This is a genomic window from Pseudomonas chaetocerotis (assembly GCF_015712105.2).
GTDB classification, from domain to species: Bacteria; Pseudomonadota; Gammaproteobacteria; order Pseudomonadales; family Pseudomonadaceae; genus Aquipseudomonas; species Aquipseudomonas chaetocerotis.
In genome coordinates, this window is record NZ_JACFYX020000002.1 from 149,132 (window position 1) to 167,657 (window position 18,526).

At 66.2% G+C, this 18,526-nt stretch carries 17 protein-coding genes and 2 riboswitches; of the genes, 11 read left to right on the forward strand and 6 right to left on the reverse strand.

The window, feature by feature from the left end:
• Positions 1 to 264 precede the first annotated feature (264 nt).
• A riboswitch (cobalamin riboswitch) is annotated at positions 265 to 458 on the reverse strand.
• A 134-nt stretch (positions 459 to 592) separates the two neighbouring features.
• The 3 genes from H3221_RS04665 to cbiE form a co-directional block, all read right to left on the reverse strand.
• Positions 593 to 1,291, reverse strand: coding sequence for a (2Fe-2S) ferredoxin domain-containing protein (locus H3221_RS04665; RefSeq protein WP_196475562.1), 699 nt, complete (start codon positions 1,289 to 1,291; stop codon positions 593 to 595).
• A gap of 296 nt (positions 1,292 to 1,587) precedes the next feature.
• Entirely contained in the window at positions 1,588 to 2,307 is a 720-nt protein-coding gene (locus tag H3221_RS04670; RefSeq protein ID WP_196475561.1) for a cobalt-precorrin-6A reductase, read from the reverse strand.
• Positions 2,304 to 3,506, reverse strand: coding sequence for a precorrin-6y C5,15-methyltransferase (decarboxylating) subunit CbiE (gene cbiE / locus H3221_RS04675; protein ID WP_196475560.1), 1,203 nt, complete (start codon positions 3,504 to 3,506; stop codon positions 2,304 to 2,306). The genes H3221_RS04670 and cbiE overlap by 4 nt, the downstream gene beginning before the upstream one ends.
• A 250-nt stretch (positions 3,507 to 3,756) precedes the next feature.
• Positions 3,757 to 3,954, forward strand: a riboswitch (cobalamin riboswitch).
• A 92-nt stretch (positions 3,955 to 4,046) separates the two neighbouring features.
• Between cbiE and cobG the strand changes: the two genes are divergently transcribed.
• The 5 genes from cobG to H3221_RS04700 all read left to right on the forward strand — a co-directional run bounded on the left by cobG (position 4,047) and on the right by H3221_RS04700 (position 9,535).
• Entirely contained in the window at positions 4,047 to 5,381 is a 1,335-nt protein-coding gene (gene cobG, locus H3221_RS04680) for a precorrin-3B synthase (RefSeq protein ID WP_224490495.1), read from the forward strand.
• A complete protein-coding gene (locus H3221_RS04685) occupies positions 5,374 to 6,000 on the forward strand; it encodes a precorrin-8X methylmutase (protein WP_196475559.1) in 627 nt (208 codons plus the stop codon). The genes cobG and H3221_RS04685 overlap by 8 nt, the downstream gene beginning before the upstream one ends.
• Positions 6,000 to 6,740, forward strand: coding sequence for a precorrin-2 C(20)-methyltransferase (locus tag H3221_RS04690; protein ID WP_196475558.1), 741 nt, complete (start codon positions 6,000 to 6,002; stop codon positions 6,738 to 6,740). Before H3221_RS04685 ends, H3221_RS04690 begins: the two co-directional genes overlap by 1 nt.
• A gap of 159 nt (positions 6,741 to 6,899) precedes the next feature.
• Positions 6,900 to 8,549, forward strand: coding sequence for a precorrin-3B C(17)-methyltransferase (cobJ, locus tag H3221_RS04695; protein WP_224490497.1), 1,650 nt, complete (start codon positions 6,900 to 6,902; stop codon positions 8,547 to 8,549).
• A gap of 146 nt (positions 8,550 to 8,695) precedes the next feature.
• Positions 8,696 to 9,535 (forward strand): AraC family transcriptional regulator, encoded by an 840-nt coding sequence (locus H3221_RS04700; protein WP_196474397.1) that lies wholly within the window; start codon positions 8,696 to 8,698, stop codon positions 9,533 to 9,535.
• Positions 9,536 to 9,600: 65 nt separating this feature from the next.
• Here the strand turns inward: H3221_RS04700 and H3221_RS04705 are convergent, their stop codons facing one another.
• The gene (locus H3221_RS04705; RefSeq protein WP_196474396.1) at positions 9,601 to 10,593 is read right to left on the reverse strand and encodes a GlxA family transcriptional regulator; all 993 of its coding nucleotides are present in this window, start codon (positions 10,591 to 10,593) and stop codon (positions 9,601 to 9,603) included.
• Between the two features lie 94 nt (positions 10,594 to 10,687).
• On the opposite strand from H3221_RS04705, the gene H3221_RS04710 reads away from it, so the two are divergent.
• Both H3221_RS04710 and H3221_RS04715 read left to right on the forward strand, forming a co-directional pair.
• Positions 10,688 to 11,299 (forward strand): LysE family translocator, encoded by a 612-nt coding sequence (locus tag H3221_RS04710; protein WP_196474395.1) that lies wholly within the window; start codon positions 10,688 to 10,690, stop codon positions 11,297 to 11,299.
• A 150-nt stretch (positions 11,300 to 11,449) separates the two neighbouring features.
• Positions 11,450 to 12,466 carry an SEL1-like repeat protein gene (locus H3221_RS04715; RefSeq protein WP_196474394.1) on the forward strand — a complete coding sequence of 339 codons (1,017 nt, stop codon included), beginning with the start codon at positions 11,450 to 11,452 and terminating at the stop codon, positions 12,464 to 12,466.
• Between the two features lie 46 nt (positions 12,467 to 12,512).
• Here the strand turns inward: H3221_RS04715 and H3221_RS04720 are convergent, their stop codons facing one another.
• The gene (locus H3221_RS04720; RefSeq protein ID WP_196474393.1) at positions 12,513 to 13,082 is read right to left on the reverse strand and encodes a flavin reductase family protein; all 570 of its coding nucleotides are present in this window, start codon (positions 13,080 to 13,082) and stop codon (positions 12,513 to 12,515) included.
• Positions 13,083 to 13,166: 84 nt separating this feature from the next.
• Positions 13,167 to 13,910, reverse strand: coding sequence for an SDR family oxidoreductase (locus H3221_RS04725; protein WP_196474392.1), 744 nt, complete (start codon positions 13,908 to 13,910; stop codon positions 13,167 to 13,169).
• 140 nt (positions 13,911 to 14,050) lie between these two features.
• Here H3221_RS04725 and H3221_RS04730 point away from each other — a divergent pair, with 140 nt between their 5' ends.
• The 4 genes from H3221_RS04730 to H3221_RS04745 all read left to right on the forward strand — a co-directional run bounded on the left by H3221_RS04730 (position 14,051) and on the right by H3221_RS04745 (position 18,516).
• Positions 14,051 to 14,962 (forward strand): LysR family transcriptional regulator, encoded by a 912-nt coding sequence (locus tag H3221_RS04730; RefSeq protein WP_196474391.1) that lies wholly within the window; start codon positions 14,051 to 14,053, stop codon positions 14,960 to 14,962.
• A 166-nt stretch (positions 14,963 to 15,128) separates the two neighbouring features.
• Positions 15,129 to 15,608, forward strand: a complete 480-nt coding sequence (locus H3221_RS04735; protein WP_045733537.1) for a carboxymuconolactone decarboxylase family protein — start codon at positions 15,129 to 15,131, stop codon at positions 15,606 to 15,608.
• A gap of 26 nt (positions 15,609 to 15,634) precedes the next feature.
• Positions 15,635 to 16,252: an FMN-dependent NADH-azoreductase gene (locus H3221_RS04740; RefSeq protein WP_196474390.1), complete on the forward strand. Its 618-nt coding sequence runs from the start codon at positions 15,635 to 15,637 to the stop codon at positions 16,250 to 16,252.
• A 119-nt stretch (positions 16,253 to 16,371) separates the two neighbouring features.
• A complete protein-coding gene (locus H3221_RS04745; protein ID WP_196474389.1) occupies positions 16,372 to 18,516 on the forward strand; it encodes a TonB-dependent receptor family protein in 2,145 nt (714 codons plus the stop codon).
• Positions 18,517 to 18,526 lie beyond the last annotated feature (10 nt).

Genomic DNA, 18,526 nt, shown 5'->3' on the forward strand with positions numbered 1-18,526 from the left:
GCCAGTGACGACCGCTGATGACCCTGGCCTGAAGCGATAATGTTATTGTTATAACATAACATTATCTTGTTTTGCAGGTAACCGGAGACGGCCTCAGGCCCTTCTTTCAGGCAGGAAGAAAAGAGGTTCTTGTAGCGGAAATGGCGCGCCATATTGCTTCCATCGCAAAGAGAAAAGGCACGGCAATCCGATGGAAATGCGCAACAGCAGACAGGGGCACGAGGGCGCCCTACTGGAGTCAACGCCCGCCCACCGCGGGTTGCCAGACACAAACGACTCCAGGCCGGTCTCCGGGCTTGCGAGGGTCATGAACGCATCGCCTTCCCATGCGCGTGGCGCACAGTGGCGTTTCGATGCGGTCGCTCGCTTACCGTTGCGGGGGCAGCGTCGGACTTCAACCGACTTCCCGTTTCACCTCACGCGCGGCGGCGTGAGACACCTGAAGCGGGGCGGATATGACCACCCGCACCCGCTCAAGTCAAGGCGCTGGGGCAATTGTGGGAGGCACTTTGGGGCAGACTTAAGCGTAGGGTGGACAACGCGCAGCTTGTCCACCGTGACGACACCTCACCTGGACTATCCGCAGGTGTAACTAATGGCCGCCCTGCTCATCGATACGCAACTCTGGCAACGCCCTACCCGCCACCAGGCGCTCATCCACCAGACGAATCACCGCCGCCTCGTCCTTGATGCCATACCACTCGCCCTGTGGATAAAGGCTCGCGGTCGGGCCCAGATCGCAGGGGAACTGGCACTGGCTGCGGGTGATATGCACGCCGCCCTCGCACTCCAGCTTGCCGGCAGCCTTGAGCCGCTGGCGCAGGGTTTTCCACAGGCCCAACGCGCCCTTGCGCGTGCAGCGCGGACCGTTGCACAGCAACAGGCGCTGCGCATGCGGCGGAATCTGCGACCAGGCGTGATGCGCCGGCACAGGCGGCACATCGCTGCAGGGGATATGCGCTTCGCGCTGTTCCAGTAGCGCGCCCAGGCCATCGAGCCAGGTGTCCTCCAGCGCCGTGCAGACCACGAACACCTCGGCTGCGTCACCGCGTTCGGCGATGCGCTCGCGCAGCCAGTCGCGGTGCGCGGCATCGGCGCGCGGCTCCAGATCGACCACCAGCAGCGGTCGCGGCGCCTCATCGATGGCCTGCCAGAAACCGTCCTGCTCGCTGTCATGCAGATGCGCCTCGCCCAGCAGCGCGGTGATGCGCTGCTGCAGACGCTCGGACGATGCACCACGACCCAGGCCGGGGGCGATGAACAGAATGCGGGCGTAGGGGGTTTGGCTCATGACGGTCTCCAGAACGGGCCGGCAGTCTAGCAGCGCGTGTAGGGTGGATCGCGCTTTATCGATCCACCGTTGCGGTGGACGTGAAAAGCGACGTCCACCCTACGCAATTGCGCGCAGCGCGTAGGCCGTCGTTGGCGGGTTTACCGATGGCACCCACGCGCTGCGTGGGCATCTGCGCGTGTGACGCTCCGCGTCGTGCCTGGCGAGGTTGGTTGCTGTGCCAACGTGATGGACGCAGAGCGTCCAGAACTGAATTCCCACGCAGAGCGTGGGAACGATCAGCGGCAGCCGTCCAGTTACCGCTCGAGCGCCTCCCACAGGGCGTTCGGCTCGGCGAACTCACGCGTCACCACCGGCAACTCAGGCCGGCGCAACAACAACACCGGCAGACCCAACTCACGCGCCACCTGCAACTTCGGCTCGGTGGACGCGCTGCCGCTGTTCTTGCTCACCAGCACGTCGCAGCGGATACGGGCGAACAGCGCGCGCTCCTCGTCCAGCGTAAATGGCCCACGCGCACCGATGATCTCGGCGCGCGGGGGCGCCGGCTCGGCCTGCAGGCAGCGCATCGTCCAGTGCTGGTGCTCGGGAATTTCGTGCAGGTGCGCCAGCGGCTCGCGCCCGGAGGTGAAGAATGGCCGCTCGAAAGGCGCCAGCGCACGGGTCAGTTCTTCCCAGTCGTCCACCTCGCGCCAGTCATCCCCGGCGCCAGGTTGCCAGCCAGGACGACGCAGCGCCCAGCAGGGCACACCGGTGATCTGCGCAGCACGCGCCGCGTTATGGCTGATCTGCGCCGCATAGGGATGGGTCAGATCCAGAAGCAGCTCGATGCCTTCAGCCGCGATAAAGGCAGCCAGCCGCTCGGCGCCGCCAAAGCCCCCGACGCGCACGCGGCACGGCAGGTCATCCGGCACTCGCCCCAGACCGGCCAGGCTGTAGACCGTCTCAGGCCCCAGACGACGCGCCAGGCGCAGCGCCTCGGTGGTGCCGCCGAGCAGCAGGATGCGCGTAATCATGGCTTGCGCACCGCCAGCAGAGTGATCGGCAGTGCCGCGCGCCAGGTATCGAAGCCGCCCAACGGCTGTGCCTGGGCCACAGTGAGCCGCAGCAGCTCGCCGCCCTGCTGTTCGCGGAAGGCCACCAGCGCCATCTCGCTCTGAAGGGTCACGGCATTGGCCAGCAGGCGCCCGCCCGGCTTGAGCGCAGCCCAGCACTGCTCCAGCAGGCCGGGCACAGTGACGCCGCCACCGATGAAGATGGCATCCGGCGTCGGCAGTCCGGCCAGCACCTCGGGCGCATGCCCGGCGACCAGTTGCAGCCCGGGTACGCCGAAAACGTCGCGGTTGTGGCGGATATGCGCCTGACGCCCTTCGTTGGCCTCGATGGCGATGGCGCGGCAGGCTGGGTGCGCGCGCATCCATTCGATGCCGATGGAGCCGCAACCGGCGCCAACGTCCCACAGCAGCTCGCCGGGCAGCGGCGCCAGGCGCGCCAGGGTCACTGCGCGCACGTCGCGCTTGGTCAGTTGCCCGTCGTGGCGATAGGCCTCGTCCGGCAGACCGCAGGTCGGCGGCAGCAGTTGCGCTTCGGCGTCAGCCAGGCAGTCCACGGCCAGCAGGTTGAGATCGGCGCCACGCGGCAGGTTCCAGCTCGCGGCCAGGCCATCGAGGCGGCGCTCGTCAGACCCGCCAAGGTGCTCCAGCAGGGTCAAGCGGCTGGCGCCGAAACCGCGCGCACGCAGGGCTTCGGCAACCTGCGCGGGCGTGTCGCCATCGGCGCTCAATACCAGTAGGCGCGTGCCGGGATACAACCGGGCATTGAGCGTGGCCAGCGGACGGCCGACCAGTGACAGCACCTCCACCGCCTGCAATGGCCAGCCCAGGCGCGCCGCCGCCAGCGACACCGAGGATGGCGCGGGCAATACCCGCAACTCGTCGGCAGGCACCTGGCGCGCCAGACTGGCGCCGACGCCGTAGAACATCGGGTCACCACTGGCCAGCACGCACACCGCCTCGCCACGCCGCGCCAGCAGCGGCTCAAGGTCGAAGGGGCTGGGCCAGGTTTCCCGCTCGCCGCTGATGCACGGCGGCAGCAACGCCAGTTGGCGCGGCGCGCCGACGATGCGCGTGGCTGCCAGCAGCGCGCGGCGCGCGGCCTTGCCCAGGCCGGGATAGCCGTCTTCGCCGATACCGACCAGGGTCAACCAGGGTTTCATCCAATGTCCTCGCACAGGCCCGACGGACCGCCTGTCCGCGCTCCGGGCAAAGCGGGCATAATAGCGCCTTCGTCGGTGCCCTTTATAAGTGGGCCTAAGAGTCTGTTTACGATCTCGCGAGCTAGAGCCATGCAAGGCGCAACGACCAACGGGAGTAACAGCCAAAGGCTGGCCCGGAGGGTGAGCGCCAGCGAATAAAAGCAGGCGAGGAAGCGCAGTGTGCTGTAGCACATGAGCATTCCGAGTCTGCTTTTAACGCAGCAGGGCCGACGCGCCGCAGATCGTAGACAGGCTCGAAGAGGGAATCCGGAGCGATCACTGATCGCCACCGAGCTGCCCCCGCAACTGTAAACAGCGAGTCCAATGCAATCAGCCACTGGGTAACTGGGAAGGCGCGGCGGACGAAGACCTGTCAGCCAGGAGACCTGCCGACGAACGCTGGTCGCGAGTGCCAACATCGGGCGGGGTGTACCGATGCCATGAAGTCTCCTATGGGATTTCGCTGGTTAGGTCGCCGCGTCTTTGTTGCTGGTGAACCCTGTGCGCGACCGCTCCATCACTGTCGAATCAATCCTGCCCCGGGCCTCTGCCTGCCCCGGTCTGCTGCGCATCGTACCTGCGCTCGATGGCGGCATCTGCCGCATCAAGCTGCCCGGCGGCGTGCTGAACAGTGCCCAGGCGCGGGCGATTGCCGAAGCTGCGCGGCTACATGCCAGCGGCGTGCTGGAGCTGACCAACCGCAGCAACCTGCAGATTCGTGGCGTGCTCCCCGGCCGGGAAGGTGCACTGATCGATGCACTGCTGAGCGCCGGACTCGGCCCGCGCGTGGCCGCCGCTGACGATGTGCGCAACCTGCTGCTCAGCCCTGCTGCCGGCTTCGATCCGCAGGCGCGAGTGGACGTGCGCCCGCTGGCCAACCAGTTGCTCGACCTGCTGCAGGACACTCCAGCGCTGCATGCCCTGTCGCCCAAGTTCGCGCTGCAACTGGACGGCGGCGAAGCCCTGGCCATGCGCGCACACCCCCACGACCTGTGGCTGGCCGCCGAGAATGAACGGCACCTGTTGCTGGGCCTGGCCGGCTGCCCCCTCGACACGCCATTGGCGCGAATCGAGGCGACCCAGGCGGTCACGCTGGTGCGCGAACTCCTGTTGCTGTTTCTCGAACTGGCGACTCCCGAGCAATCACGCATGCGCCAGTTGCTGACGCAGATCCCTGCCGACGAATTGCTGCAACGCCTGCAGGCACGTCTGGATTTCACCCTGCAGGCCCCACCGGCGTGGCAGCCTGCCGCAACGATCAAACACACGCCGGCAGGGATTTATCCACAGGCGCAGAATGGCCTGCACATGGTGTTGGCCGGTGCTCGGCTCGGTCGACTGCACGCCGAACAACTGCTGGCGCTGGCCGAGCTGAGCGAGCGCCACGGCGACGGCGAGCTGCGCCTGACACCCTGGCAAGGCGTACTGCTGGGCAATGTGCCCGAACCCGCCAGCCGTGAACTGCTGGCAGCACTGGGCGAACTGGGCCTGCTGACCCACGTCGACGAGCCGCTGCTTGGTCTGGTCGCCTGTACCGGCTCGGCCGCCTGCGCACGCGGCCTGGCCGACAGCAAGCACCATGCCCTGCACCTGGCCGACCTGCTGCGCGAAAGCGGCGCGCGACCACAGGTGCACCTCAGCGCCTGCCCGCGCAGTTGCGCCAGCGCCCGCGTGCAGCCCTACACCCTGCTGGCCAGCACGCCCGACCACTACCAGCTCTATCAACGCACGCCCGAGGCGCCCGGTTTCGGCCGTCTGCTGGTGCCCGCCATGACCATCGACGAGGCTGGCGCCTGGTTCGCCCGCCAACACTCCGCAGGAACACCCGATGCTTGATTACATCCGCGACGGCCAGGAAATCTACCGCCGCTCCTTCGCCACCATCCGCGCCGAAGCCAACCTCGATGGCATTCCCGCCGACCTGGAAAAACTGGCCGTGCGCGTGATCCACGCCTGCGGCATGGTCGATGTGGTGCAAGACCTGCGCTTCTCCCCCGGTGCTGGCGCTGCCGGCCGTGCGGCCCTGCTGGCTGGCGCGCCGATTCTCTGCGATGCACGCATGGTCGCGGAAGGCATTACCCGCCCACGCCTGCCGGCCAACAACCCGGTGATCTGCACCCTGCACGATGCCGGCGTGCCGGAGCTGGCCCGCGAAGTCGGCAATACCCGCTCGGCGGTGGCCCTGGAGCACTGGCGCGAACACCTGGGCGGCAGCGTGGTGGTGATCGGAAACGCGCCCACCGCGCTGTTCTACCTGCTGGAAATGCTCGACGCCGGCGCGCCGAAACCGGCGCTGATCATCGGCATGCCGGTGGGCTTCATCGGCGCCGCGGAATCCAAGGATGCCCTGGCCGAAGACAGCCGTGGCGTGCCTTACGTGATCGTCCGTGGTCGTCGTGGCGGCAGCGCCATGGCGGTAGCAGCGGTCAACGCCCTCGCCTCGGAGGTGGAGTGATGGCCGGTCGTCTGCTCGGCCTCGGTGTCGGTCCCGGCGACCCCGAGCTGCTTACCCTCAAGGCCCTGCGCCTGCTGAAAAGCGCACCCGTGGTGGCCTACTTCGTGGCCAAGGCCAAGCACAACGCCGGCCATGGCGGGAATGCTTTCGGCATCATCGAAGCGCATCTGGACGCCGCCCAGCAGCGCCTGCCGCTGGTCTACCCGGTGACCACCGAGAAGCTGGCCCCGCCGCTGTCCTACGAGGATGTGATCGCCGATTTCTACGACACCTGCGCCGAGCAGATCGCCCGCCTGCTGGACGCCGGCCAGGACGTGGCGGTGATCTGCGAGGGCGACCCGTTCTTCTACGGTTCCTACATGTACCTGCACGACCGCCTGGCCGGCCGGTATGAGGTGGAGGTGGTGCCCGGCGTGTGCTCCATGCTCGGCTGCGCCTCGGTACTCGGCACGCCGCTGGTGTATCGCAACCAGAGCTTGAGCGTGCTGTCCGGCGTGCTCCCGGAGGACGAGCTGGAACAGCGCCTGCGCGACGCCGAAGCCGCCGTGGTGATGAAGCTCGGGCGCAACTTCGACAAGGTGCGCCGGGTGCTGCGCAAGCTCGGCCTGGACCACCGCGCCCACTATGTCGAGCGCGCAACCATGGCCAGCCAGAAGATCGTCGCGCTGGACGAGGTGGAGCCGATGGATTCGCCGTATTTCTCGATGATCCTGGTGCCTGGCCAGAAATGGCGGGGGTGAAACCGTAGAGTGGATGACGCTTTTTTCATCCACCATCGCGGCGGTGGATGGGTGAAGCGTCATCCATCCTGCGCCCTACCGCAATTTGCTTGAACGTAGCCCGGATGCAATCCGGGACACCCATTCCCCGGATTGCATCCGGGCTACAGGATTTGCAGCATGAACATCGTCATCCTCGGCGCCAGAGCGCTGGCCACTGCACACCGCCTCCAGGCGCTTTATCCACAGGCCGTGATCCATGGCCTGCGCGGGCGCGCCGACGGCGCCGAGCGCCACTACGACGATTTCGGCGACACCCTGCGCGCCCTGTACCGTGCAGGCGAGCCGCTTGTGGCGCTGTGTGCCGCCGGCATCGTGATCCGCAGCCTCGCCCCGCTGCTCGCGGAAAAGGGCACCGAACCGCCGGTGCTGGCCCTGGCCGAAGACGGCAGTGCAGTGGTGCCGCTGCTCGGTGGCCTGGCCGGGGTCAATCGCCTGGCCCGCGAGATCGCCTCGCACCTGGGCGTGACGCCGGCCATCACCACCAGCGGCGAACTGCGCTTCGGCACCTGCCTGCTGGAGCCGCCAGCCGGCTATTCACTGGCCGACCTGCAGCAGGGCAAGCGCTTCGTCAGCGACCTGCTCGGCGGCGAGACGGTCCGCATCGAAGGCCAGGCGCCCTGGCTGGAGGCCGCGCAACTACCTGTGGATAAAGCCGCCTGTCGGGTTATCCACATCACCGCAGAAGCGCGCCCCGCGCAACCGGACGAGTTGCTGATCCACCCGCGCTGCGCCGCTGCGCTGATCGAACGCCCCGGTGCCGACCTGCTCGTCCGCCTGCAGCAGGCGCTGGCCGCCGCCAAGCTGGCGCCGCCAGCGCTGGCCGTTCTGCTCGCGGACAAAGGCTGGATGGCCAACGCCGAACTACACGCGACGGCACAGGAGCTGAAACTGCCGCTGCGCTTTATCCACAGCACATCCGCGCTGCCAGCCGAACATCATATTGGTGACGGCCTACGCCTGCTGCTGGACGAGCAGCCGCTGGATATCGAGCGCCTCGGCCAGCGCCGTGGACGCCTCAGCGTGGTTGGCCTCGGCCCCGGCGCCGCCGAACACATGACCCCCGCCGTGCGCCGCGCCCTCGACGAGGCCGAAGACCTCCTCGGTTACGACACCTACGTGAAGATGGCTGGCCCGCTGCGCGCGGATCAGTGCGCACACCCCAGTGACAACCGCGAGGAGCTGCAACGCGCCGCCCACGCCTTCGAGTTGGCCGCCAATGGCCGCCGGGTGGTGATGATTTCCTCGGGTGACCCCGGCGTTTTCGCCATGGCCGCCGCCGTGATGGAAGCGCTGGAAAGCCCGCAAAGCGACGCCTGGCAGGGCGTTGAACTGGAAGTGTTGCCGGGCGTCTCCGCCGCCCTGGCCACCGCCGCCAAGGCCGGCGCGCCGCTGGGTCATGACTTCTGCCTGATCTCGCTTTCCGACAACCTCAAACCCTGGGCAGTGATCGAAAAACGCCTGCAGCACGCCGCCATCGCCGACCTGGCCATGGCCTTCTACAACCCGATCTCCAGGGCCCGCCCCTGGCAGCTCGGCCGCGCCCTGGAGCTGCTGCGCCAGCACCGCGAACCGCAGACCCTGGTGGTGCTCGGTCGCGATATCGGCCGGCCCGCCGAAGCGCTGCGCAGCCTCACCCTCGGCGAGCTGACCCCGGAGATGGTCGACATGCGCACCCTGGTGATCATCGGTTCCAGCCAGACTCGCCGTTTCCCCCGCGCAGATGGCGGCGAGTGGGTCTACACGCCGCGCTGGTATCCCGATCTGTAGGAGCCCGCTTGCGGGCGATCCAGCACCGTCGAACACCTTGATCGCCGGCAAGCCAGCGCCTACGAAAGGCGCCTGCACAAACCTTCTAGTCCTGCTCGCCGAACGCGCTAAGCTCTGACGTTCACAGCACAAACGGGCAGCAGGCGATGAACGCGCAGTCATGGGTCGACCTCAAGCAGGATGCCGATACCGGTATTGAGGTGATCCGCGCGCATTTCGAGGGCCACGCCTACGATCCGCACTGGCACGACAGCTACCTGATCGGCTTCACCGAACAGGGCGTGCAGCAGTTTCACTGCCGCCGAGCGCTGTTCAGCAGCGTGCCGGGACAAACCTTCTTCCTCGAGCCCGGCGACATCCACGACGGCCATGCACCGACACCAGGCGGCTTCACCTACTCCACCCTCTATCTCGAGCCAGCCTGGCTGGAGCGCGCGCTGCCGGCGCTGTTCGAGCAGGCGCCCAGCGATTGCCTGCCCGGCGTACCACTCACCCAGCCGGACGACCCCGGCCTGCTGCCGTGCATCGCCAATGCCCTGCAGGCGCTGAGTGACGACGAGCCGCGCATGGTGCGCGACGCCGCACTGGATGCGCTGCTGGAGCGGATCTCGCGCAGCCTGCACTGGCGCCAGCGCCTGCCGGGCAACCCGCAGATCGCCAGCGTGGCCCTGCGCGCACGCGAGTACCTGCATGCGCACTTTCACGAGAACATCGGCCTCGACGAACTGGCGCACGTCTGCGGCGTCGACCGCTTTCGCCTGAGCCGCGCGTTCAAGGCTGCCTTCGGCATCGCCCCACACGGCTACCTGATCCAGCTGCGCCTGGTGCGCGCCCGCCGCCTGCTGGCCCTGGGCACGGCGCCAGCGGATGTCGCCAGCGACCTGGGTTTTGCCGACCAGAGCCACCTGGGCCGCTGGTTCCGCCGCGCCAACGGTCTCACCCCGGGCGCCTACCGCAACCTCTGCACAAAGCTTCAAGACCACTGAGATAGCTGCCCGGAAAATCGCGCCATAGCGGCGTTGCCCTGACATTCGCCGCGAGAACGCGGCACCTACAAGTTGGAGGATTTTGCGCCGCCCTGACGGCGGAAGGTGCCGGGCGCCAGACCGAAACGCTGGCGGAACAGCTTGCCCAGGTGGCTGGCATCGCTGACGCCAATCTCGTCGGCGAGTTGCGCCAGGCTGTGGCTGGAATTGAGCAGGCGCCAGCGCACGTGCTGAAGGCGCAGCTCGTTCCAGTACTCGCGCGCACTCATGCCCTGGCTGGCGTGAAACAGACGGTCGAGCTGACGACGACTGATGCCGACGCTGGCCGCCAGCTGCTCGATGCCGTCGGCACTGGCCAGGCCGTGACGCATCAGGGCGATGGCGCGGTCGACATGGCGCTCACCGCTCGACGTCGTGTGCAGCGAACGCAGCGCGTGCTGACCGCTGCGTGTCTCGTCCACCAGCATGTCGGCCAGGCCCTTGAGCGCACGCGCCCGGCCGCTGCCCTGGGCCAGCAGCTCCACTGCCAGGTCGATGGCCGCCGTGCCTCCCGCGCAGGAGATCCGCGCGCCATCGAAGCAATACAGGCGCTCATGAGCCAGACGCAGGTGCGGGAAGCTGGCACGGAATTCCGCCTCATGGCGCCAGTGCACCGCCACCCGATGGCCGTCGAGCAGGCCGCAGGTGGCGAGCAGAAAGCTGGCGTTGTCGATCGCTACCAGCTTCACTCCGGCGCGCGCCGCACAACGCAGCAATGGCTGGTAAGCCGGTGCCAGCGCGGCGGTGGCCTGCGCGTTGCGCCCGCCGAACAATACCAGGTAGTCGTAGTCGGCCAGCTTCAGCTCATCCGGCGTAGCCTCGATGCGCAGCGCTGCACCGCTGCTGGACAGCACGTGTCCCGGCTGCAGGCCGAGGATCGTCCAGGCGCAGTAGCGCTGGCGGCTGTAGTCCTCGTCGTCGGCGCTGAAGCGCAACTTGTCGAGAAAACCACCGAACGGCAGCAGGGCGAACTCCGGCAACGGCAGCAGGAGAAAACGCAGATCGGGTTTTTCGGTCATGCTCAGTCCATAACCAACCGTTAGATGACCAGAATCTACCTCATTCTTGCCCCTACCGCCGACTAGACTGGCCGCGCACTCACAGGAGACCCGCATGGCCCTCGAACTCTGGCTCGTCTACTTCGTCGCCACCCTCGGCCTGGCGCTGACGCCCGGCCCCAACAGCCTGCTGGCGCTGACCCACGGCGGGCTGTATGGCGCACGCATGGCGCTGGCCACCATCCTCGGCGGTGTGGTCGGCTTCAGCACGCTGATCGCCCTGGCCATGTTCGGCCTCGGTGCCCTGCTCAAGGCCGCGCCCAACGCGCTACTGGCGCTGAAGTGGATCGGCGGCGCCTACCTGATCTGGCTGGGCGTGCAGCTGTGGCGCTCGCCGCCGATGAACCTGACGCTGGCCGATAGCGGCGCCCGCCCCAGCGCCAGCCGGCTGTTTCGCCAGGGCCTGCTGTCGGCGTTGTCGAACCCCAAGGTGATCCTGTTCTACGGCGCCTTCCTGCCGCAGTTCGTCGACCCGCAGCGCGGCCTGGCCGTGCAGTTCGTGGTGATGGCAGCGACCTTCGCCGTGGTCGAGTTTCTCGTCGAGCTGCTACTGGCGCTGCTGGCGATTCGCGTACGCCCATGGCTACAGCGCGGCGGCCGTGCCTTCAACCGCAGTTGCGGCGTGCTCTTCGTGTTGATCGGCGTGGCGTTGCCGTTGGCGCGCTGATACAAGGAAGGACGGTTGCGAGTGTTACCTGCCTCACAGCCTGAGGACGCAACCTTGCCAGGATGACGCTGACCGATAGAATGCCGCCCTACCGATGCACCGGACGACCAGCGTCCGGGCATATCCAACCAGCGATTAAGGACGATCAATATGCGGCACTTTCACTGCCTGCCAGTAGTTTTCTCCGCTCTGATGCTCGGCTGTGCCAGCACGCCCGAGCAGCACGACACGACTGCGGATCTCAACGCCACCCTGCCCAAGTTGACGCTGAAGACCGTGCTGCCCCCTGCGCAGGCAAATTCGTACTGCACAGCGCAAATGGACAGCGACATTCTCTATGGCTTGGGCATGCAGCTGTTCAACGCCAACGACACGGCAAACGCCAAAAGCTGCCTGATTTTCGCCGCTCCCGAACACAACCGGGCCTTCTGCTACCTGTCGCTGATTGCCGACAGAGACCAGGAAAAATCCCAGGCCGAGAGGGATCAGGAATCCTTCAACTACATCGCCTATGCCGCGAGCCAGAACGATTGGTGCGCAGAGTACGGCATGTGGCGCATCTACCAGATCGGTAGCAAAGGCGTGGAGCGGGACCCGGAGCGTGCCAAGCGCTGGCTGGAGCGCTCGGCTCTGCACGGCTATGGTGAATCGCAAAGCGCTCTTGCCTATCGCTACGAGGCGGACGAGGACTTGGCCTCCAGCCTGGCCTGGTCACGCATCGTCGGCGACGACCACGCCGAACAGCAAGAGCAGCTGCGTCAGAAGATGGATGCCAAGCAACTCGATTCCAGCGACAAGCTCTATGAGAGCCTCCAGAAACGGGTCATCAGCAAGGAAGCCATGTACGCAGAAGCGCGCGAAGAGGATATAGGCCGCTATTCGGCGACCATCCACCTCAACGATCCCGAGGTTCTGCAGGGCATGGAGACGGAGCAGCGTCGCGACTTCATCCGCCAGGCCATGTTCACCGCGCTGGAACTGCCCTACGTAGAGACGCGCGAGCAGGTCACCCTGTACATGGTGCTGTCGCGCCGTGCCCAGATGCTCGAACCGGGTGCCGACATCCTGCAAAACCCGCAACTGGTGGCGCTCCTGCAGAATACGGAGCTGTCGTTTGAGCAGGCGGATGCCGATGCTCGGCGGATCATCGAAGACACTTATCGCTGAAACGCCCTCTCCAAGGCCCATGATCCTCATCATGGGCCCTGTCACTTCAGGCCTTGAGCGCCTCGCCAATCGCGTAGTAATGACCGCCCGCCACGTGATGCAGACTGCGCAGGCTCGGGTCGGCCGTTTCGAAATGCCAGCGACCGTCGCGGAACACGCGCTCGTCCGCCCAGGCCGCGATCACCTCGCCGATGAACAGGTCGTAGGCCTGCTGATTGTGCGGCTCATCGAGCAACCGGCAGACCAGCCAGGCCGAGCAGCCCGCCACCAGCGGCAGGTCGTGGCCTTCCATCGTGAACAACTCGACGCCGGCATGGGCCAGCTTCGCCGGATCGTCGGCCAGGCTGGCGTTGCCCACCGCCTGGGTCAGTTGTAGCTGCGCCACCGTCGGCACCTGGATGGCGAACAGGCCGCTGCCCTCGATGAGCGCGCGGGTGCGGGTGGCCTTGTCCAGCACCAGGGTGAGCTTCGGCGGGTCGAAATCCAGGGCGCAGCACCAGGCAGCCGCCATGACGTTATCCACAGCCTGATGACGAGCCGACACCAGCACGGTGGGGCCGTGGTTGAGCAGACGGTAGGCCTTGGCCAGGTCGACGGGACGGATAGGCACGCTCATGCAGACTCCTCGAAACAAAAAAAGGCGCTCGCATGCTGGCCCGTGAAGGCCCGCATCGCAAGCGCCTGCCGCAGCGGCTGTGGATCAGAACTCCTGCACGGTCGGACGCAGGACGATCTCGTTGATGTCGACGTCGGCCGGCTGTTCGATGGCGTAGGCGATGGCGCGCGCCACCGACTCAGCCGCAATCGCCTGCTTGTAGAAGTCGACGACGAAGTCGCGGCTCTGCGGGTGGGCGCTGCCGAACTTCAGCTCCGAATCCACCGCGCCCGGCTCGATGGTGGTGGTGCGGATACTGCCGCCGACCTCGTGACGCAGGCCTTCGGAGATGGCGCGCACAGCGAACTTGGTGCCGCTGTAGACGGTACCGCCCGGGCTGAACACCTTGATCCCGGCCACCGAAGCGATGTTGATGAAGTGCCCGGCGTTCTGCTGCTGGAACACCGGCAGTGCAGCAGCGATGCCGTACAGCACGCCCTTGATGTTGATGTCGATCATGCGCTCCCACTCCTCGACGCGCACGTCGCTCAGCGGCGCGATGGCCATCAGCCCGGCGTTGTTGACCAGCACATCGACGCGACCGAAGGTGTCCAGTGCGCCCTGGATCAGCGCTTTCACCTCATCGGCGCGGGTCACGTCGGTCTGGTAGGCCACGGCCTCGCCGCCACCGGCGACCAGCTCACTGACAAGCTGCTCGAGACGCTCCTTGCGCCGCGCCGCCAGCACCACCTTGGCGCCCAGTTGGCTGAGGTGACGCGCGGTGGCTTCGCCCAGGCCGCTGCTGGCGCCGGTGATGACCACGACCTTGCCGGAAATGTTGTTGCTCATGGGTAAGCCCTCTCTCGATTCGTTGGAGTGTCCGTGCCATACGCCGGACATGGGCTCACGTTAGAGGTGATTTCAGTTTCAATGAATGGAAGAGTTTGGATTAGGCTATTCCATATTCTGGAACACATAGGCACCCCGACATGCTCAACCGCATGGAGATGATCCGCATCTTCTGCAGCGCGGCCGACTGCAGCAACTTCCGCGAGGCGGCCACTCGTCTGGGGGTTTCCCCGCAGGCGGTGACTCGCGCGATCAAGGCGCTGGAGGAGGAGCTCGGCGAGATTCTCTTTCACCGCAACACCCGCCAGGTGCATATCACCGCTTTCGGCGAGGCCTATGCGGTGCGTGCCCGGCAGATGCTGGAGGATTTCGACGCGCTGTTTCGCGGCCACCGCGCCGATGCCGAATCGGCCATTGCCGGGCGCATCGGCATCACCGCGCCGCAGGCCATCGGCAAGCGCTTTCTGGTGGCGTTCCTGCAGCCCTTGCTCAAGCAGCACCCACAGCTGGTAATGAACCTGCGCCTGGAGGACGAGATCACCGACGCGGTGGACGCGCAGATCGACATCGGCATCCGCGTCGGCTTCCTGCGTGACAGCCGCTATGTCGCCCGCGCCCTGGCACCCGTGCCCCTGCAGGTGGTGGCCACACCGGAACTGATCGCTGCCAGCGGCGCGCCGCGTGACCTCGACGAGTTGCAGCAACGGCCGCTGTCGGTGCTGATCGACCGCAAGAATGGTCGTCCCTGGCCATGGACATTCGCCCATGGCCCCAGCCTGCATCCGCCCACGCCCGCGCTGGTGTGTGACGACCCCGAAGCCGAGCTGGAGGCCGTGCTCGCCGGCCTGGCCTACGGCCAGTTGCCCGCCTACCTGGCGCAGCCCTACCTGCAGAGCGGCCACCTGCAGGCGGTGCTGACGGAGCAGGCGCCCGATCCCTGGCAGTTGTTCATCTACCGCCCACAGCAAGGTCCCGTGCCACCGCGTGTACGCCTGGTGTTCGAGCACCTGCGCGCCTGCTTTTCGGATCCGGCGCAGTTTCCCCAGGGCTGAGGTCGCGATATGTCAAACGCCGAGAAAGTGGACCAGTAAAAATCCACGAAAATGGATCTATGTGGCTAGACCACTGCTGCGTACATTCGTCCTCACCGGGCCGCAGTGGTTCTGCCAGTTGCAGAGGGGCATCGGTTTCTTCTCAACTCGCATAGGGATCAAAACCATGAGCCAGCGCCTCGACTACTTTGCACTCTCCCCCAAGGCCTCCGGCAAGTACGCCGAGTTCTCCACGCTGCTGACCCGCAGCCCGTTCCTCGCGCCGCTGGCTCATCTGGTCATGCTGCGTGCCTCGCAGATCAATGGCTGCGCCTTCTGCGTCGACATGCACGTGAAGGAAGCGAAGATCCATGGCGAGCGCGAGCTGCGCCTGCACCATGTCGCCGTCTGGCGCGAATCGCCGCTGTTCTCCGCGCAGGAGCGCGCCGCGCTGGAGTGGACGGAAGCCCTGACCCAGCTGTCGCCGCATGGTGTGTCCGATGCCATCTACGCCAGCGTGCGCGAGCAGTTCTCCGAGCAGGAACTGTCGGACCTGAGCTTCCTGGTGGTCGCCATCAATGGTTGGAATCGCCTGAGCGTGGCCTTCCGTAATGTGCCGGGCTCCGCCGACAAGCAGTTCGGCCTGGACAAGGCTGACCTGGCCTGAAGCCCGATCTCAGAGAGGTTACGCCCATGCCTGCGACTATCCGTGTGCTGCGCCTGATCAGCAGCCCGCGTGGCGCTGAATCAGAAAGCCTGCGTCTGTCTCACCTGGTGCTCGACGGCCTCGGGGGCCAGCACTCACTGGAGGTGCAGGACGTCGACCTCAACGATCTGCAACATGTCGACCGGGACTATGCCATGGCTCTGGCCTCTCCCTCTGACAGTGACCAGACAGAGCCCGGCAGCGCCCTGCGCCGCTCCGCCGAGCTGATCCGCCAGCTCGACGAAGCAGATGTGCTGCTGATCGCCACCCCCATGCACAACTACACCGTCCCCTCGACACTCAAGACCTGGGTCGATCACGTGGTGCGAATCCGCATGACATTCAACGGCACGCCACAGGGTAAAGTCGGCCTGTTGCGTGATCGTCCGGTTTACGTGGCAGTGGCTTCGGGCGGGCTGATCAGCGGAGAACAGGCACGCCAGCCTGACTTCCTGCGCCCCTACCTGCAGGTGGCGCTGGGCACGGTGGGGCTCAAGGATATCCACTTCTTCTGCGTCGAGGGCACGGCCAGAGGAGAACAGGCATTGCTGGAGGCGCGCGCTGTGGTGCAGTCACAGGTCGCCGCGTTTTTCTCCGCCAAGTGAAACGGCTGGCACTACGTCAGGCATCTGAGCGAAGGATTCCGTAGGGTGGCGGACGGTGGTGACGAATCGCCTGCGTCATCCATCAGACAGACTCGTAGCCCGCTCAATGGAACCTTCGCATGTTGCCCCAGCCGCTGTACGCTCGACCGGCCCGCCTGGCCCTGCTGACCTTCAACTGCCTGGCAGCGCCAATCGCCCTGGCTCAGCAGCCCGTGCAACTGGACGCCATGCAAATCAGTGGCGCACCGCTGAGCGAAATCGAGGCCGCGCAGGAAGCGCTGAAACAGGTCCCCGGCGCCACCAACCTGGTGGACATGGACAAGGTCGAGCAGGGCCGCGTGGCCGGCGTCGCCGACGTGCTGGCCTACCAGCCGGGCGTCTACGCGCAGTCGCCGGGCAACGAGGGCGTGAAGATCAGCGTGCGCGGCTCGGGCATCAACCGTGGCCCCGGCTCGCATGCCTCCGGCACCCATATCCTGCTCGACGGCCTGCCGCTGACCGGCCCCGGCGGCACACCCTACGAACTGCTGGAACCCCTGTGGATAAGTCGCGCTGAAGTGTTGCGTGGCGCCAATGGCTTCGACCGCGGCTCGCTGGCCCTGGGCGGCGCCATCGACTACATCACCCACACCGGCTACACCGCGCCCAAGCTGCAGCTGCGCTATGAAACCGGCAGCCGTGGCTACCAGAAACGCAACATCGCCTCCGGTCAGGTGCTGGGCGATTTCGACTATTACCTCGCCCTCACCGACAGCCACACCGATGGCTATCAGGATCACTCATCGGGCAAGGGCAAAGGCGTCGCCGGCAACTTCGGCTACAGGCTCAACGAGAATCTGGAGACGCGCTTCTACCTGCGTTACCGCGAAACCGAGCATGAAACGCCGGGCCGCCTGAGCAAAGCGCAACTCAAGGACGACCCGCGCCAGGCCGCTGCGGCCAACCGCAGCATCGACGCCCATCGCGACCAACCCGGCAGCACCTGGCTGGCCAACAAGACCACCTGGCGCATCGACGACGACGCCACCCTGGTCGCTGGCCTGGCCTATCACCACTATCCCATGGATATCACCGAGACCGCCTACCGCGGCGGCGCCTACCGTATCCGCGTGGACTACAGCGACGTCAGCGGTAGCCTGAATTACACGCGCCGGCATACCCTGTTCGGGCTCAACAGCAGCACCACCATCGGCTGGCGCAGCACCACCAACCTGCCGAGCAGCAAAGCGAAAGAGACCGCAGCGTTGCCGATCAACGTCAACGGCACACCCTATCCGGCCGGCACCCTGATGCGCGACTACGAGCACCTGGGCTCAGACAACGTGCTGCATATCGGCAACGAGCTGGAGCTGACCCCCGACCTGTGGTTGACCAGCGGCCTGGCGCTGATCCATACCCGCCGCGACGTGCAGGTGACCTGGCCAGCCAACGGCGACAAGCTCGACGAAAGCACCTGGGACTACGCGCCACGTATCGGCCTGCGCTACCAGCTCAATCCCGATGTGCAGCTATTCGGCAATATCAGCCGCTCGGTAGAACCGCCACATGCCTGGTCGATGCTCTGGGGCTCGCCGCTGCGCTTCTCCAGCACCACCACGCAGCCCTATGCCGCGCGCCAGCGTGCTGCCATCAGCCTGGACAACCAGACCGCCACCACCTTCGAGGTCGGCGGGCGTGGTGATTCCGCACTGGGCCAGTGGGAGCTGACCTACTACTACTCGCAGGTACGCCATGAACTGCTCACCGTCGAGATCGAGCCCAACGTCTTCGCCGAATCCAACGCCAGCCCCACCGTGCACCAGGGCATCGAAGCCGGCCTGACCAGCCCGCTGTGGCAAGGTGGCGCCGCTGGCGCCCTGAGCCTGCGCCAGGCCTACACCTTCAGCGACTTCCACTACGAAGGCGACGATGCCTTCGGCGACAACCGCCTGCCCGGCCTGCCACGCCACTACTTCCAGGCCGAACTGCGCTACGACCACCCGAGCGGCTTCTACGCCGGGCTGAACACCCAGTACGCCTCGAAAGTGGCGGTGGACTATGCCAACTCCTACTACGCCGATGCCTACGCCACCTTTGGCGCCACCCTCGGCTACGCCTCACCGAAGGACGACTGGCAAGCCTGGCTCGACCTGCGCAACCTGACCGACAAACGCTATGCCGCCACCGTGACGCCGGGCTATGACGACAAGGGCGCGGATATGGCGCGCTCCACGCCCGGGGAAGGGTTTGGGGTGTATACGGGGGTTTCCTGGAGTTGGTTGTGAGCCCGCCTGG